General features: G+C 33.9%; 12 protein-coding genes and 1 tRNA gene. 5 read left to right on the forward strand and 8 right to left on the reverse strand.

The window, feature by feature from the left end:
- Positions 1-181 precede the first annotated feature (181 nt).
- The 3 genes from CBE70_RS16650 to CBE70_RS16660 all read right to left on the reverse strand — a co-directional run bounded on the left by CBE70_RS16650 (position 182) and on the right by CBE70_RS16660 (position 3755).
- The gene (locus tag CBE70_RS16650; protein ID WP_100160204.1) at positions 182-454 is read right to left on the reverse strand and encodes a hypothetical protein; all 273 of its coding nucleotides are present in this window, start codon (positions 452-454) and stop codon (positions 182-184) included.
- A 1024-nt stretch (positions 455-1478) separates the two neighbouring features.
- Positions 1479-3014, reverse strand: coding sequence for a murein biosynthesis integral membrane protein MurJ (gene murJ / locus CBE70_RS16655; RefSeq protein ID WP_100160205.1), 1536 nt, complete (start codon positions 3012-3014; stop codon positions 1479-1481).
- Positions 3015-3158: 144 nt separating this feature from the next.
- Entirely contained in the window at positions 3159-3755 is a 597-nt protein-coding gene (locus CBE70_RS16660; protein ID WP_100160206.1) for a TetR/AcrR family transcriptional regulator, read from the reverse strand.
- A gap of 105 nt (positions 3756-3860) precedes the next feature.
- Here CBE70_RS16660 and CBE70_RS16665 point away from each other — a divergent pair, with 105 nt between their 5' ends.
- Entirely contained in the window at positions 3861-4508 is a 648-nt protein-coding gene (locus tag CBE70_RS16665; protein WP_100160207.1) for a GNAT family N-acetyltransferase, read from the forward strand.
- A 96-nt stretch (positions 4509-4604) separates the two neighbouring features.
- Here the strand turns inward: CBE70_RS16665 and rimJ are convergent, their stop codons facing one another.
- Positions 4605-5186 (reverse strand): ribosomal protein S5-alanine N-acetyltransferase, encoded by a 582-nt coding sequence (rimJ, locus tag CBE70_RS16670; protein WP_100160208.1) that lies wholly within the window; start codon positions 5184-5186, stop codon positions 4605-4607.
- A 197-nt stretch (positions 5187-5383) separates the two neighbouring features.
- Here rimJ and mdtH point away from each other — a divergent pair, with 197 nt between their 5' ends.
- Both mdtH and CBE70_RS16680 read left to right on the forward strand, forming a co-directional pair.
- On the forward strand, positions 5384-6586 hold the full coding sequence (gene mdtH, locus CBE70_RS16675; RefSeq protein WP_100160209.1) for a multidrug efflux MFS transporter MdtH: 1203 nt from the start codon (positions 5384-5386) through the stop codon (positions 6584-6586).
- A gap of 42 nt (positions 6587-6628) precedes the next feature.
- Positions 6629-7183, forward strand: coding sequence for a lipoprotein (locus CBE70_RS16680; RefSeq protein WP_100160210.1), 555 nt, complete (start codon positions 6629-6631; stop codon positions 7181-7183).
- A 109-nt stretch (positions 7184-7292) separates the two neighbouring features.
- Here CBE70_RS16680 and CBE70_RS16685 read toward each other — a convergent pair whose 3' ends face one another.
- The 4 genes from CBE70_RS16685 to ghrA form a co-directional block, all read right to left on the reverse strand.
- Entirely contained in the window at positions 7293-7874 is a 582-nt protein-coding gene (locus CBE70_RS16685; protein ID WP_100160211.1) for a TorD/DmsD family molecular chaperone, read from the reverse strand.
- Positions 7875-8131: 257 nt separating this feature from the next.
- Entirely contained in the window at positions 8132-8740 is a 609-nt protein-coding gene (locus CBE70_RS16690) for a 2OG-Fe(II) oxygenase (protein WP_100160212.1), read from the reverse strand.
- A 249-nt stretch (positions 8741-8989) separates the two neighbouring features.
- Complete coding sequence (locus tag CBE70_RS16695; RefSeq protein WP_100160213.1) at positions 8990-12112, reverse strand: hypothetical protein; 3123 nt, start codon at positions 12110-12112, stop codon at positions 8990-8992.
- A gap of 195 nt (positions 12113-12307) precedes the next feature.
- On the reverse strand, positions 12308-13249 hold the full coding sequence (gene ghrA, locus CBE70_RS16700; protein ID WP_100160214.1) for a glyoxylate/hydroxypyruvate reductase GhrA: 942 nt from the start codon (positions 13247-13249) through the stop codon (positions 12308-12310).
- Between the two features lie 316 nt (positions 13250-13565).
- Between ghrA and CBE70_RS16705 the strand changes: the two genes are divergently transcribed.
- Positions 13566-13653, forward strand: a tRNA-Ser gene (locus CBE70_RS16705).
- A gap of 575 nt (positions 13654-14228) precedes the next feature.
- Positions 14229-15929, forward strand: a complete 1701-nt coding sequence (gene dauA, locus CBE70_RS16710) for a C4-dicarboxylic acid transporter DauA (RefSeq protein WP_100160215.1) — start codon at positions 14229-14231, stop codon at positions 15927-15929.
- The last annotated feature ends 106 nt before the right edge of the window (positions 15930-16035 follow it).

The following is a 16035-nucleotide window of genomic DNA, read 5'->3' on the forward strand; positions in this document are numbered from 1 at the left end:
AAAAGGACTGAGTCCAGTTCAATACCGAACTCAGTCTTTACCTAACTAATTTAAACTGTCCAATAAACTGGGGTCAGTTCATAACCATCGGTTTTTTTATTATTCGTTCGATCTTAATTCAATATAGCTAAAAAAACACGTCAAACAATGACTCAATCAAATATCCAATGCTACTTAATCATTAATCTTCGTTAGCTGTTATAACATCCTGACACAATAGTCCTCTAATATCTTTTGCATCAATCCAACCATCAACACTATCTATTGGCTTACTCGGGCTGTATAAGCGGTCATTGACGTCTTTAGCGGTGAAAGCAAGCTTCTCATTAGTTTTGTCGAATATACCGACACAGTTAACTGGAGTGAGTTTTGAGGTATTAATTTTTCCGTCAGCAGTACAACCTGCAAGAAATAACGTCGCTAATGATACAGAAATGATAATTGCTTTTTTCATAGTAGCTCCTTGACACTCTTATTTTTATTTTTACCAAAAATCACGGAGTGATTATTTAGTAGTCTTTAAACTAGAAATATCTAATGATTTATAACTGCTTTGAGTATAACGAATAAATGGAGAAATATTTGAGTTATTGAGCTATTAATGAAAAAAATAAGAAATATTGGGAAGGAATAGAAAAGAGAGGGAGAAACAGAAAACAACGGCGGATAAATGAAAATAATAATTAGTGTACCATACTGAATTCTCAGTAATCTAATTATCTATTAATAATAGATTTAGCATTAATTTCATTATTCACACGACTTATTGTTTACTGCTTATCCCCAGCAATCGTGTTACCTATTTGAAGCGCAGACAAAATAGATATGATCACTTTCAGTAGTACTGAACGATAACAAGCAAATAACTTTACAGTCACGGTTAATCTACCTGAATAAAGAAATAATAATATGTCTTAAATCAAAAAAATTAAATGTTTTAAAATATACTGCAATATTTTGAAATATTTGCAATATCTCATCATTAAGTAAGAAATATTTAACAGATGTGTCAATTTTTAAACCTATACAACACAAGAGAGTTTATCTAAAAAAAGATAATTCGTCAAACCGTAAGTGCTTAGAATATAGTGTCTATTTTTTTACTTTATGTAGAATCTCACTGTTAGTAAACAAATTGTCTAAAGATATTCGATATGATTAATGTTTAGATAAATTTATCAATATTGATTAAAAAACACTTTCCTATGCCGAAAAACTGTATAAATCATTTAGAAATTGGAAAAAAAATTTAATAAAAAAAATAGTGAGAAAAAAGATTTTTGCTTTTTTTTCACTTTTTTCTCTTTCTAAGAGTAGCCAAATCCGCGTAACTAAATACTAGAAGTGTGATCAATGTGGCATTATAAATAGTCTAAAAATAGAGGAAGGTTCTAAATGAAGGGAATTGCATTGATAAAAACATTGTTAATTTTTCAACTCCTCACCTTTATACAAAAGCGAGGAGTTTGTGTTATCCGTTATAAAGCACGTAGTGAGAAATGACGAGGTCTAAACCCTAGTGCATACAACGCAACAAAATAACTTCCTGCTCCGGCTACTACAACTAGTAACAAGCGTAAGATACGCATTAGCATATTGCCAGTATCCCAACTTGGCATGATCCACAACATTCCAGCTAATACAGCCCCCATTACAGCAAGCGCAATAGCAAGTTTTAATAAGAATACAGGCCAGCCAGCTAAAGGCTGATAGATATCTTTCTTGCGGATCTGCCAAAACAGCATAGAGGCATTAAAACAAGCCGCAATACCGATTGAGAGCGCAAGACCCACATGTTTTAAACTACCAATAAACGCAAGGTTCATCAATTGTGTGAGGATCAATGTGGCAATGGCAATTTTTACTGGTGTTTTAATATCCTGACGCGAATAAAAACCCGGTGCTAATATTTTTATGATAATCAGTCCCATTAACCCAACACAGTAAGCAATCAGCGCTTGTTGTGTCATCAGTGCATCATGAGCATTAAAATTACCATACTGGAATAAAGACGCCGTTAAAGGCCCAGACAATACCGCTAAACCAATAGTACAAGGCAGTGCTAATAAGAAGCACAGTCTTAATCCCCAATCCATTAATTTTCTATATTCTTCAGTATTGCCACTGGCAAAACTCTTAGATAATGAAGGAAGTAAGATTGTACCTAATGCAACACCTAATACTCCTGTCGGTAATTCCATCAAGCGATCAGCGTAATACATCCAAGAAACTGAACCAGAAACTAGAAAGGATGCAAAAATAGTATTGATAATTAACGATATTTGGCTAACTGAAACGCCTAAAATAGCAGGTCCCATTAGTTTCATCACACGCCAAACACCGCTATTTTTAAATGAAATACGCGGCAAAACAAGCATACCGATTTTTTTCAAATGCGGTAATTGATAACCAAGTTGTAATATTCCCCCAGCAACAACCGCCCACGCCAATGCCATAATAGGAGGATTACAATAAGGTGCGACCACTAAAGCGAAAAAGATCATGCTGACATTGAGTAGCGTTGGTGCAAAAGCGGGTACTGAAAAACGATTCCAAGTATTTAAAATAGAGCCCGTCAATGAAGCTAATGAAATAAGAAAAATATAAGGAAAGGTGATCCGTAATAGATCGGTTGTTAATTGAAATTTATCAGGTGAACTACTAAAACCCGGAGCTGTAACATAAATCACCCAAGGCGCAGCAATAATGCCAATCACGGTGATCACGGCTAAAATAAGTGTCAGCATACCTGAGACATAAGCAATAAAGGTACGCGTTGCTTCTTCACCTTGCTGATTTTTATATTCGGCCAAGATAGGAACAAATGCCTGAGAAAATGCCCCTTCTGCAAAAATACGCCGCAATAAGTTTGGCAATTTAAAAGCAACAAAAAAAGCATCTGTTGCCATACCTGCGCCAAAAATACGCGCAATAATTGCATCACGAATAAATCCTAGTACCCGTGAAAATAAGGTCATAGAACTCACTGCTGCAAGTGATTTAAGTAAATTCATAAAGTCATTCTAATTTTTGTTGAATGGAATAAAAAGAAAGGGACTATACTCCGTCTCTAACATCGAAAAATCAATCTTCAATTAGCTAAGAATATGCTGACTCTGCTTATCTTCGACTAACCAAAACGATTAAAAAATAGCTATTTATGGCTTTACAAGCATTTTTCTCAACATTGCTTCCAACATAACGTGATCCTCACCCTCATTAAATTCAGGATCGATAATATTTCTTCCCATGGAACCATCTGCGATAACTAACAACCATGTTGCAATTTTCTCTGGCTCAAGTGTTGAGTCTATCTGCCCTTTTTTAATACCGTTTTTCAGCATCGCAATCAAACGCTGTTTGTTGTTTCTTTCATTTTCAATAAAAATATCGTGAATGCTCGCATTACGCGACGCTTCAGCAAAAATTTCAATACTAATGCGCGCATATTCGGGGTGATTATAGAGCGCTATAATTTCCTTCATCAAATCGATGATTGCTTGAATACACTCTTCTTTGGCTTCATAGCGACAAAAGATATCGTCAAACAGTTGTGTATCCTCTAATGCAATCGCCTCAATAATCGAATTCTTATTCGGAAAGTAATGAAATACATTCCCTGGGCTCATACCAGCTTCATGGCAAATTTCTGCTGTTGATGTGGAGTGAAAGCCTTTTACAGCAAAGCAACGTATTGCAGCATCAATAATATGCTTCATTTTCGCTTTTTGTTTGTCAGTAACAGTCTTGTTCATAACATTAAAAATCTCTGGACAAAATAAATTAGACTGATTAGTCTACTATAAAACTAGACCAAACAGTCTAAAAAGTTAACCCTATTATTGCAGAGTAACGATATCATGCAATTACTTAATGAACACTATCAGCTTCGTATTGCAGAACCTTCAGATATTCCTGAAATTATTCAATTATTTGCACAAGCATTTCGTTTTAAATTGAATGCTTTTAATATTGATAGCACTAATCCTAAACAACGTCGGCAATTAGAGGCTATTTGGAATTCATTAGCATGTAAAAAAAATAGCCAACAATTTGTTGTCACTGATGATGGAAAGATAATTGCAACATTTTGTTTAGTGATAAAAGAAAACGGCTTTATTTCAAATCCCTTTATGAAAACACCTTTCTTGGATTATTGGCGCTTTGGTATCGCTCATTATATTAAGCAAAAGATTTTATTTTCTTTATTTGATTATATGCCAAATGAAAATGAGGCTTATTTAGCACATATTGCTGTTTTATCATCATATCAAGGACATGGTATTGCCTACGCTATACTTGAGTGGATAACCCAATATAGTAAAGATGTTCTGAAAAAAGCGTATTTATCACTTTATGTCGATATTCATCATGAAGGTGCGCTTTATTTGTATCAAAAAAATGGGTTTTATATTGAAAAAGAAGAATCATCACGCTTAACAAAGTCTATTTTCCATATTCAACATTGGTACTATATGTTGAAAAAAACCGACTTAATGACCTATTAAATATCGCTATCTTCGTTAGAAAACGGCTAAAAGCACTGATATAAAGACCATTTTAATATAATGATAAACAGTGCTTTTCTTCCACAATAACCAATATTAACGTTTAAAATAAGTTCGCGTTGTTAATGCAGTCAGTACGTGGTCTCGCCACTCTTGATTAATTTGTAGATAGTTTTTGGCGTATCCTTCACGTTCAAAACCATGTTTAGCTAATAGATTTCCACTGCGTAAATTATGAGGCATATAATTCGCCATGATACGATGCATTCCTTGCTGTCGTTGCATATAGCGAAGGGTTTCCGTTAAAGCTTCTGACATATAACCCTGACCTTGCCACTTTTCACCGACTGAATATCCCAGGAAACAGGCATTAAAAGCGCCACGCATAACATTGCTGTAATTAGCTACACCAATAATTTCATCTTCATTTTGTGTTAATAATAGAAAATGAAAAGCACTTTCTTGTCGGTGTAGTTCGTTCATATATTGTAAACGGTGTTCCCAACCAGAGGGTATATAATGTGTTTTATCTCTTACGGGTTCCCATGGAATTAAAAAGCGACGATTTAATGTATAATAATCGGCTAATTTTTCAGCATCTCGCTCGTATGCTAAACGTATTACCATTCTTTGTGTTTCAAAACGAATTTTAGGAATTCCGCCACGATAACCAAACATTACGATCTCATTATCCTTTGATATAAATAAGTCTAATTCTGAAGCAACTCTTCTTATTCTGCCACTAACCTTAATAAAAAAATATCATCTTTAATTTACTAGGAATTATGCACATTTAGAGACAGAATAGTCGAAGAAATAAATTATTTCATTCCCCCCTTATTTTATTTAAATTATTTGCTTATTGATGGTGAGTAATGGCGCTGGTAACACAAGCCCGTACTTTGGGTAAATACTTCCTCCTAATTGACAATATGTTAGTTGTCTTAGGTTTTTTCGTCGTTTTTCCGCTTATTTCTATTCGTTTCGTCGAACAATTAGGTTGGGCTGGTGTTATTGTCGGCTTTGCATTAGGGCTTAGACAATTAGTGCAACAAGGCCTTGGTATTTTTGGTGGCGCAATTGCAGACCGTTTTGGTGCAAAACCAATGATAATAACTGGCATGTTATTACGAGCTTTAGGTTTTGCTTTAATGGCAATGGCAGATCAACCTTGGATACTTTGGTTATCTTGCATTTTATCTGCATTAGGTGGGACTTTATTTGATCCACCTCGCACAGCACTGGTTATCAAATTAACCCGCCCTTATGAGCGCGGTCGTTTTTACTCTTTATTATTAATGCAAGATAGCGCCGGTGCCGTTATTGGAGCACTTATCGGTAGCTGGTTATTACAGTATGATTTTCATTTAGTTTGCTGGGTTGGTGCGGGTGTTTTTGTTATCGCAGCCTTATTTAATGCTTGGTTATTACCCGCTTACCGTATATCCACAACCAGAACACCAATTAAAGAAGGGTTAAAACGCGTACTTCTTGATAAGCGTTTTGTCAGTTATGTCTTAACGCTGACAGGTTATTTTGTATTATCCGTTCAAGTCATGTTGATGTTTCCTATTATCGTCAATGATATTGCGGGTACGCCAACAGCAGTAAAATGGATGTATGCTATTGAAGCCCTGCTTTCTTTAACATTGCTTTATCCTATTGCTCGCTGGAGTGAGAAACGTTTCAAATTAGAACAGCGTTTAATGGCAGGCTTATTTTTAATGAGCATTAGCATGTTCCCTGTTGGCATGATCCATTCATTACAAAGCATCTTCTTGATTATTGGACTGTTCTATCTTGGTACTATTACCGCGGAGCCTGCTCGCGAAACATTAAGTGCATCACTTGCTGATCCTCGCGCTCGTGGTAGTTATATGGGCTTTAGCCGATTAGGCTTAGCATTTGGTGGTGCAATAGGATATACCGGTGGTGGATGGATGTATGATTTAGGTAATCAATTTGATATGCCTGAATTGCCTTGGTTCTTACTAGGAACCGTAGGTTTAATAACACTTTATGCGTTACATCGCCAATTTAATCGTAAAAAAATAGAAACAGCCATGCTTACTCCCTAAAGATCGGGTAAACTCTTAGTTATCAATGATCAAGGAGTGTTTATGAAAGCAATTTTTCTAACAGCTATATTAGTATTAACAAGCTTAGTCACAGGGTGTGATCAGCTCAAGCAATTTGATGTAAGTGAAAATCTTATTAATGACTATATCAGCCAAAAAATAAATCTCCAGAAACATATTGGTGAAGATGAAGTTGTATCCGCTGATATTAAATTGAGCAATCTTTCCATTCAAATTGGTCGTACTGAGCCGGGTAAAATTAGTCTTTCTGGTACAACCGACCTAACAATTAATTCATTCTTTGGCAAGACAAACGCTAAAGTTGAGCTTACGTTATCAGGCCAACCTTCTTATCAAGCTGATAAAGGAGCGATATACATAAAATCAATGGCTATTGATAGTTACAAAGTCTCTCCAGAAAAAATGGATGCAGTGGTTGTCGCATTAAAACCTTATTTAGAGACAACCATCGCAACTTACTTTGATAATCAACCTGTTTATGTTCTTAATCCAGAAAAAAACAGTGCTGAAGCTGCTGCGTTTAAACTCGCTAAAGGCATTGAAGTTAAACCGGGTAAATTCGTGATCCAACTCTAATAGTTACGTGAGTTGATTAAAAATATTTATCGTCATTAATGAGAAAGGCAAACCTAATGGTTTGCCTTTTTTATGAATAATAAAATACTATTACAAAGAAATAGTTATATTACTCTGCTTCTGTATCTTCTGCTTTATCACTCTCTTCATCATCAGAGAGTTCTTCACGTAATGCTGATAATGCACCACGCGCAATACCAGCTAGTGTACGATAAAAGCCACTTGTTGCATGAGCTTCAACCTTACCTAAAAATGTTCCCGCCCAAGGTAGCAGATATTCATCAAATAATTGTACTTGAGCTAATACTTCATCTTCGGCAGAGTTATCTTCAAGCCATGAAGCAGCAAGTAATAAAGCACCAAAACTGTCTGTTGCATTATCAGTAACAGGCATACCCCTTGTGACTAAGAATTGACGAATATCGTCTTCTTTGATCTCTTCATAATCATGGGCATAAACGGATACTGCTGGCGCTTCACCACCAAAAAGAGACTGATAATCGGCTTCAACAATAGCTAAATCTTTTACGCTGTTTTTTAATGTATTAAATAGCTCATCTTGCTCTAATGGCCATAACTGACTTAGTTTTCCTTCACCAATCATTTTAATAATTGGTGATAAAATAGGATCTTGGGGCGCACGCTGGAATAATGTGCCTAAAAGTCGGCAAACTATTGAAAATTCATTCATTGTATTTTTATCCTAAAAAGTTTCGCATTATTGTGCTTTTAATGGTAAGAAAATCAACTTTTTTCGTCATTTCTCTTTTATTGTTAATATTAAGCTTACTATCTTTAACCACTTAAAACAGAAAAAGCGCGCTCTTATTATTAAGTCTTATGCTTAATATAAGAAACGCGCCTAATCCCATGCTACTTATCTTATAAAGCAGTTTTATAAAAACGTATTAAAAACGACTTTATGACAACAGCATTTTATTGCATTTGTTAGCTGGCTATATCAAGAAAATTATCTCTTACACCATTCACACGAAACCACCCTGCAATACTTATTCTCTCTTTATAAGTAGGAAGTACTTCATGAGGGAATTGTTCTGAAAGGAAAACGACCAAACGCCCACCTTTAGGAGCCACTGTCGCAAGTTCATTATCTTCCAAATCATAAATAACTAACTCACCGCCATCTTCTTTTTTCCAATCTTCATTAAGATACAATACTGTCGTTAAGCGTCGAGTAACATTTTCTTTAAATGCATCAAGGTGTTTTTTATAAAAAGCGCCTTTTTCATAACAAGCAAAATGCGCTTCATATTCAAAAAGTCCAAGAAAAAACTCACGATTTACAGCACGTTGAATAGACTCCATTTGCATTAAATAATGCTGAACGGGAGCTCCCATTTCTGGTTCTAGCCAACTGATTTTATCACTACGTATCGCTATTTCTGCCTGTCGATTTTCATGACGACCAATACGAGCTTGTTGTGCATTATCGCCAAAACAAGCTCGTAATTGTTGAACAGCTTCTAGTGTGAGGAAATCATCCCAAACACACCATCCTTTCTCTGCAATTTGCTCAAGAAGATTTGCTATATTCATTAATCATATTGTCTGATAAACATGGGAAACTACTTTATAGCACCAACTTGGCTAAAATAGCAATATAATAAATTAATCATCTCAATAAACCAAAGTGAATAGAAATAAAGACTAAAAAAATAGTCATCAAGGTAACAAGATAACACTTTCCACCACCATTAAAACCATTTAAAAAATCAGGTTATTATTTAAGTAATAAAAAATGCGCCTATTTTACAACCTGAAACATCAATTAATCGAATGAATTATTTAGAAGTAATAATTTGTTGTCACCTTATTTAATTGAGAAAAATCATAGGTTTTATTATCATTAGATCTATCCATCTGCCCTTCTTTTATCTCTGCATGAGATGAATTGATTAATTTTTCATCTTTATTTATCTCTTTATACTGAAAATCAATCACCCCTTTTACTTGATGGTGAATAATCTTACTTTGGCTTTCAAATCGTAAAAAAATCATGGGTAGCGATTTGCTTTTATCTGCTAATTCACTGACAGACATAATATTGATATGATCAAGATGATACTCTACATGACATAACTCTTTTTTACATTCGGTATATAACTTATCTAATCTCTCTTTTATTTTATCAAAATTATTCTCTACTTCTTTATATTCCTCATTGTTTTTATTTTTTATTTCATCAATAAGACTCCCTATTTTTTCTCTTATATTTGAAATAGTGTCTTTCCCTTTGTCATCTAATTTATATTCAGAAATAGAATAAGATTTAAAAATCTCATTCATGTTATTTTTTGTTTGTGATAAAAGATAATTTTTTCTTTCTTTCAAATCAAGCAACAATTGTTGTACACTTTTATTTTCACTAATCATTTCTATATTACTTTTAATTTTATTTTTTCTATAGGACAGCTCATATTTATTCATTAATTTATTTTTTAACACTTTATCTGCAGATATCGTTAGATAAATATCATCAAGATAATTGGTTGAACCTGTATATTTACGTTCATTAGGAAAAGAATCCAATAATTTATTAATTTTTAATATTCGTTTATATATCCCCCTCACTGCAGTAATATCATTCTTAAATTCTCTTTCTTCACTTATTTTTTTACTATTAAATATCTCTATATTAAAAAATGCATTAATTCTTTTTTTAAAAAACAGTTCAAAGTTTTTTACTGTTGCTAACGGATACCATAAAATATCGTATTCAGCACGAACTGTTGATGGTGCGAATTTTAAATCTCTATAAATATCAAGCCCTAATTCAAGCAATTTTAAACTGACGGTTTTATTTGAAGGCGCACCATTAATATCCCCATAGTCAATAAATTTATTAATATTACAATTAAGCTTTAAGAGTTTTGCAATAGCACTAAATCCGACAGCACTTCTCGGAATAGAGATCCCCCTACTATCAGTAATTGCTACATTGACATCAAAACTCGCTTCGCTTCTTAAATCAGCCACAAGGGCAACATCAATATCTTTATTTATTTCAAGCGAGGATTTATCTACCAAATTATGCTCATTAATAATAGAGTCAACTTTATTTTCACCGTGATAAACATGATGATTCTCTGTATTACCATTAATAAACTGAGTAAGTTCACTCTGTTCTATTGAAAATGAAAAATTTGATTTTTTCTCATAATTTATTGCAAGATACGCACTTGCTGTAATCGGTGTAATAAAACCATAATCAACGCGATTATCTTCCCACCTCTTGCGATATTCACCTATACCTGCCGATATTCCTCCTGTTACCTCTGTACTTATTTTATTTAAAAATGAAAATTCTACTTTATTATCTTTTTTTGTCAGTGTGATTGCATGTGTTTTTGCAAAATTTGCTAATATAAAAGCATTTACACCAATATTTTTAGGTAAAGAAAATGCACTCATACCAAAAAAAGCATTTACACCATTAACATGATTAACTGTAACACTTTCGTTTTCTTTCAGTGCATTCACTAAAGAGTGAACAATATCGCCATGACTTTTACCATTTTTAATACCAACAATATGTTTTGCTAAAACATCACAACTACGCTGGATATTTTGTTTACTACTCTCTAATGCAATTATTCTGGTTCCACTTGGTGTCGTAGCTTTATTTGCCAGATTTTTTATATTAGAAAAGAAGCCTCTAAATCCAGGGTCTGCAATTTTTGCTATATTAGTAACCATTGCTTTACGTTGTTTTAATGCCCATTTTTGCTTTGTAGCTTCTATATGTATACGGGCATTATCAATAAATGAAGAGAAGAAAGGAATATGCTGACTACTAAAATTTCCAATCGTTTGTGTCGAGAAAGGTTGCCCTGTATGGTATTTTTTGTAATTATTTTCACCGACTTTTGCATAAAAGGATAATGGTGGCTCTTGTTTCAATCGAGTAACTTTATATTGATAGCTTTTAATCGCAAAAATATTTAAAGGATTAAGATAATAAATTTTTGTTCTTTTCCCCTTATCGACCACTAATTGTATTTGATTTAATACTTGTTTAATGCCTAATATTTTTTCATCCTTTTTTAAGGGTAATTTAAGTTCATGATATGTCCAAGGATTTTGCGAATCAACTTCATCACTCGCTATTCTATCGGGAAGACCCGCTATAACTATTTTATGATCAACAAGTTTCATCCTCACTTCTAGAGAATTACGTTTTATACGTAACACTTTATCATTTTCTATTTCATCTGTTGTTATATCCACAATATTTTCTGTGAAACTATTTTCTTTATCTATTGTATTGGCTTCTTTTTCAAGTTCTGAATCAGGAATATAAGATTCATAATCAACTATAAATTGGCTTACTTTATCCTGTTCCTCCTTATTTAATTCATACTCTTTCTTTATTTCTCTAAATTTTATTTTATAAAAAGAACTATCTTGTTTATCTCTCGTCTCATTTTCTCGTTTTTCAAGATCACTGATAATCGCATTATCATCTTTTGCTTTACCAATTAAATCACCGTTTAAATTAATATAGAGTGATTTGAATTTTAAGTTATTTTTATCATTTGAGATTATCTTAAACACATCATAACTAAACCCTCCGTTAATGTGTTTCTGGTACAATCCTTTAAATAAATCATAACTTTCTCCTTTTACCAGTAATAATGAACCATCTTGTTCCAATGTTAACCCCATATTATTTAATACAGGCATATTAGTTGAACCAAGATACACATAATTAATAGCATGCTGATTGTTTAAAAAACTTACACTTTCATTTGTATCTCTATTTTTATTAGTGTAAATCTCTTCGCTATTTTTAATGTTTTCTATCTTTTTACTGAGTATATTCTTTCCCTGTTTATATTTTGATAATGATATCATTTCACTATTTAAAGAAAAAACATTGCTATTTTCAGCGTTTTTTATACCTATCATCATAATTTACCAATTAATTGCTAATTTATGATTCATATTCAACAAAATAATCCTTGGTGAATATCTATTTAACGCTAAATTTTTATTACATTATATGAAAAATAAAAAAAGTGATGTTTTTTGAAAGTAAAAATAAAAAAATAGGCAATAAACTAAAATTTATCGCCTTTTATCTAAAATAAAAATAAAAGAAACTTAATAGCCACTCTTCATATCAACGATGCCTGAAGGCATTTCTCCGTTTTCAATTCGTTGAATATTTTCAACAATCGTATCCATCGCAATCGTAGGAATTGTGAAAGCTGCAATATGTGGCGTAATAGAAATGCGAGGATGTGTCCAAAATGGGTGCATTCCCGCCAAGGGTTCTTGAGCGAAAACATCCAAAGTAGCATCAGCAATATGCCCTTGATCTATGGCTTCTAATAAATCTTGATCGACTAAATGCGCACCACGAGCAAGATTAATTAAATAAGAAGAAGGTTTAAGTTGCTCAAAGAGTGAAAAATTTAAAATACCGTGAGTTTCAGGTGTATAAGGTAATAAGTTAATCAGTAAATTACACTCTTTCAGAAAGTCACTGAGCTGATCTTTTCCGTGAAAACTTTCAACATTTTTAATTTGTTTTTCACTGCGACTCCAGCAACGAACTTTAAAGCCAAGTTCTGCAAGTTTAGTCGCAACACTTCCACCTAAAGCACCTGGACCTAAAACGCCAATCACAAAATTATCATAAGAGTGCGCAGGAAGCTGTTTCCATAAACGTTGTGATTGTTGACGTTTATAATCATCCATTCGACGAAAGTAATACATCACTTTAGCAATCGCATATTCTTGCATTTGAAGTCCCATTCCGGTGTCTTCCAAACGCATAACCGGAACGCCTGTTGGTAATGTGCCGGGCTTTTGTTGTTCTTGCTTTAAAATAGCATCAACACCTGCCCCTAATGCAAAAATACCTTTAAGGTGATTACGACTTGCCAGCATTTCATAAGGAGGAAGCCAAACCATGGCATAATCAGCAGGTTGATTATCGCCTGGTTCCCAAATGCGTATATTGGCATTTGGCAAACGTGCCTTCATACCATTGATCCATGTTTCTGCGTCAAAAAAAGGATGATAATAAATAATATTCATTTTGCCTTCCTCCAGCATTTTTATCATAGGGTGCGAGGGTTACGTTCTGATTTCAAGTCTCTTTGAATAAGTTGTTAATAAAAATGTTGAGAATGTTAACCAGCTAACGAAATTCTTAATTCTTTTTTCAATACAACAACCCATATTGGTATTGCTTTACTACATAATTTGTTTAGCATTTGTGCATATTGTTTTTTATTTGACTGCTTGAGACAAAAGTTAAAGGAAAAATGCATTTAGCTGTTGACGCCTATGCTCCTTTTCCATATAGTAGCGCCCCGTTGAGAGGTGTTAAGTACATATCCAACGACAATACGGTGAGATGTCCGAGAGGCTGAAGGAGCACGCCTGGAAAGTGTGTATACGGCAACGTATCGAGGGTTCGAATCCCTCTCTCACCGCCATATTTTAAGATAGAGCCTAGTTTTTAGCTAGGCTCTATTTTTTTGCTCAAAAAACATCCACTTTTAGCCTTGTTTCCCTTCACTGCGTTGTTTATATCCATCACTCTTCTTTTTTGATGGCATTATTTTTAGTATACAACACCTTTTTATTTTATTTTTTACTTAATCGTTTTATTTAATAATTTCTTATCACTTAATTGTCGCTGATAATTGATTTTAATGAGTCAAAAAAACTTATGTAGTTGTTATTTATGTCTATAAGATTTTTATGACGTAAAAAGTTTTTTATTACTCTATCTATAAACGACATTTATTCTAAAATAAAACGCTTTTTATAATTTTAAAATAAATTTAAACTTTATTTTCAAGCAAGCAACAGAATAAATACAACAAGATACATTACATTATCTATTTATGTTAACTTATTAGTTTAATTGATTTTATTTTTACTAAGCTTTAAGATATGCATTAATAATTTGATGTATCACATTATTATCAGCGAATAAAAGCGATATCCTCTCTTTTCCTTATCGCCGTTATTCGGCATCTGACTTCTTATTTTGGTTTGATCCTAAATGAAAACTCATAAAGTTAACAGGGTTCGTCCCTTTAGTGCATTTATTGATGCATGTGTAAAAGAACCTTACTCTTTTGCGCGTTTATTAAAAGATATTATTGCAGGGATCACCGTGGGTATTATCGCGATACCTTTAGCCATGGCTTTGGCTATTGGTAGCGGTGTTCCTCCGCAATACGGTCTTTATACCGCAGCTATTGCCGGTATAGTTATTGCTGTTTCTGGTGGCTCGCGATACAGCGTTTCAGGGCCTACTGCCGCATTTGTTGTGATCCTTTATCCTGTATCACAACAATTTGGTTTAAGTGGCTTATTAATTGCTACGCTTATGTCTGGTGTGATCTTAGTGGTTATGGGATTAGCTCGCTTTGGTAAGCTTATTGAGTATATTCCTGTTTCTGTAACACTTGGATTTACTTCGGGGATTGCCATCACTATCGCCACGATGCAAGTAAAAGATTTTTTTGGTCTTGAATTAGCACATGTGCCAGAAACCTATATTGACAAAGTTATAGCCCTAGGCTCTGCATTACCAACTATTCATATCGGTGATACGCTTATTGGTCTGACAACTCTGTTTGTTTTAATTTATTGGCCTAAGCTGAATTTGCGTTTACCCGGACACTTACCCGCTTTAATCGCGGGTACTGCGGTAATGGGTATTGTAAATATGTTCGGTCATGATGTTGCAACAATTGGCTCACAATTTAGTTATATGCTTCCTAATGGAACAACAGGACAAGGTATTCCACCTATTTTGCCTCAGTTTGTTTTACCTTGGAATTTACCAAGCTCAGGTACATCGCTTGAATTAAATTGGAGCACTGTTTCTGCTTTATTACCCGCCGCTTTTTCAATGGCAATGTTAGGTGCAATTGAATCGTTATTATGTGCGGTTGTACTTGATGGTATGACAGGCAAAAAACATCACTCTAATGGTGAATTAGTGGGGCAAGGAGTTGGTAATATTGTCGCACCTTTCTTTGGTGGTATTACAGCGACAGCAGCTATTGCACGTTCAGCAGCTAACGTGCGTGCGGGCGCAACATCGCCAGTTTCCGCTATTGTTCACTCATTATTGGTGTTACTAACTTTACTTGTATTAGCTCCTTTTCTTTCTTATTTACCTTTAGCCGCAATGTCAGCACTGCTGTTAATTGTTGCATGGAATATGAGTGAAGCGCGTAAAGTTATTGATCTTATTCGACACGCCCCTAAAGACGATATTATTGTCTTAGTATTATGTTTATCGCTTACTGTTCTCTTTGATATGGTGATTGCAATTACTATCGGTATTGTGTTGGCTTCACTGTTATTTATGCGTCGTATTGCTAATATGACCAAAATAACAGAATCCCCTTATACCGATGATGATAAGCAGTTATTAGTTGTGCGTATTAATGGTCCATTATTCTTTGCTGCCGCTGAACGTATCTTTAATGAATTACGTGAACGTAGTAAAGGTTATAAAACCATTATTATGCAATGGGATGCTGTTCCTGTATTAGACGCAGGTGGATTACATGCATTCCAGCATTTCGTTACTGATGTAAAACATGATACCCATGTGATTGTGTGTGATATTCCTTTTCAGCCATTAAAGACATTGGCAAGAGCAAGGGTCACGCCAATTGAAGGTACACTGAATTTCTATCCTTCATTACAAAAAGCACTGGATGATTTGGAATTAATTCAGTAGTTTTTTAGTTAAAAAATAACGCCTTTAATTAATATTAAATAAAGATTAAAGGCGTTTTTAGTTGTGGCTAATAAAAAGGTTTTACTTAAAATATTATTAATATTAG

The sequence above is a fragment of the Proteus columbae genome (assembly GCF_002777965.1).
Taxonomy (GTDB): Bacteria; Pseudomonadota; Gammaproteobacteria; order Enterobacterales; family Enterobacteriaceae; genus Proteus; species Proteus columbae.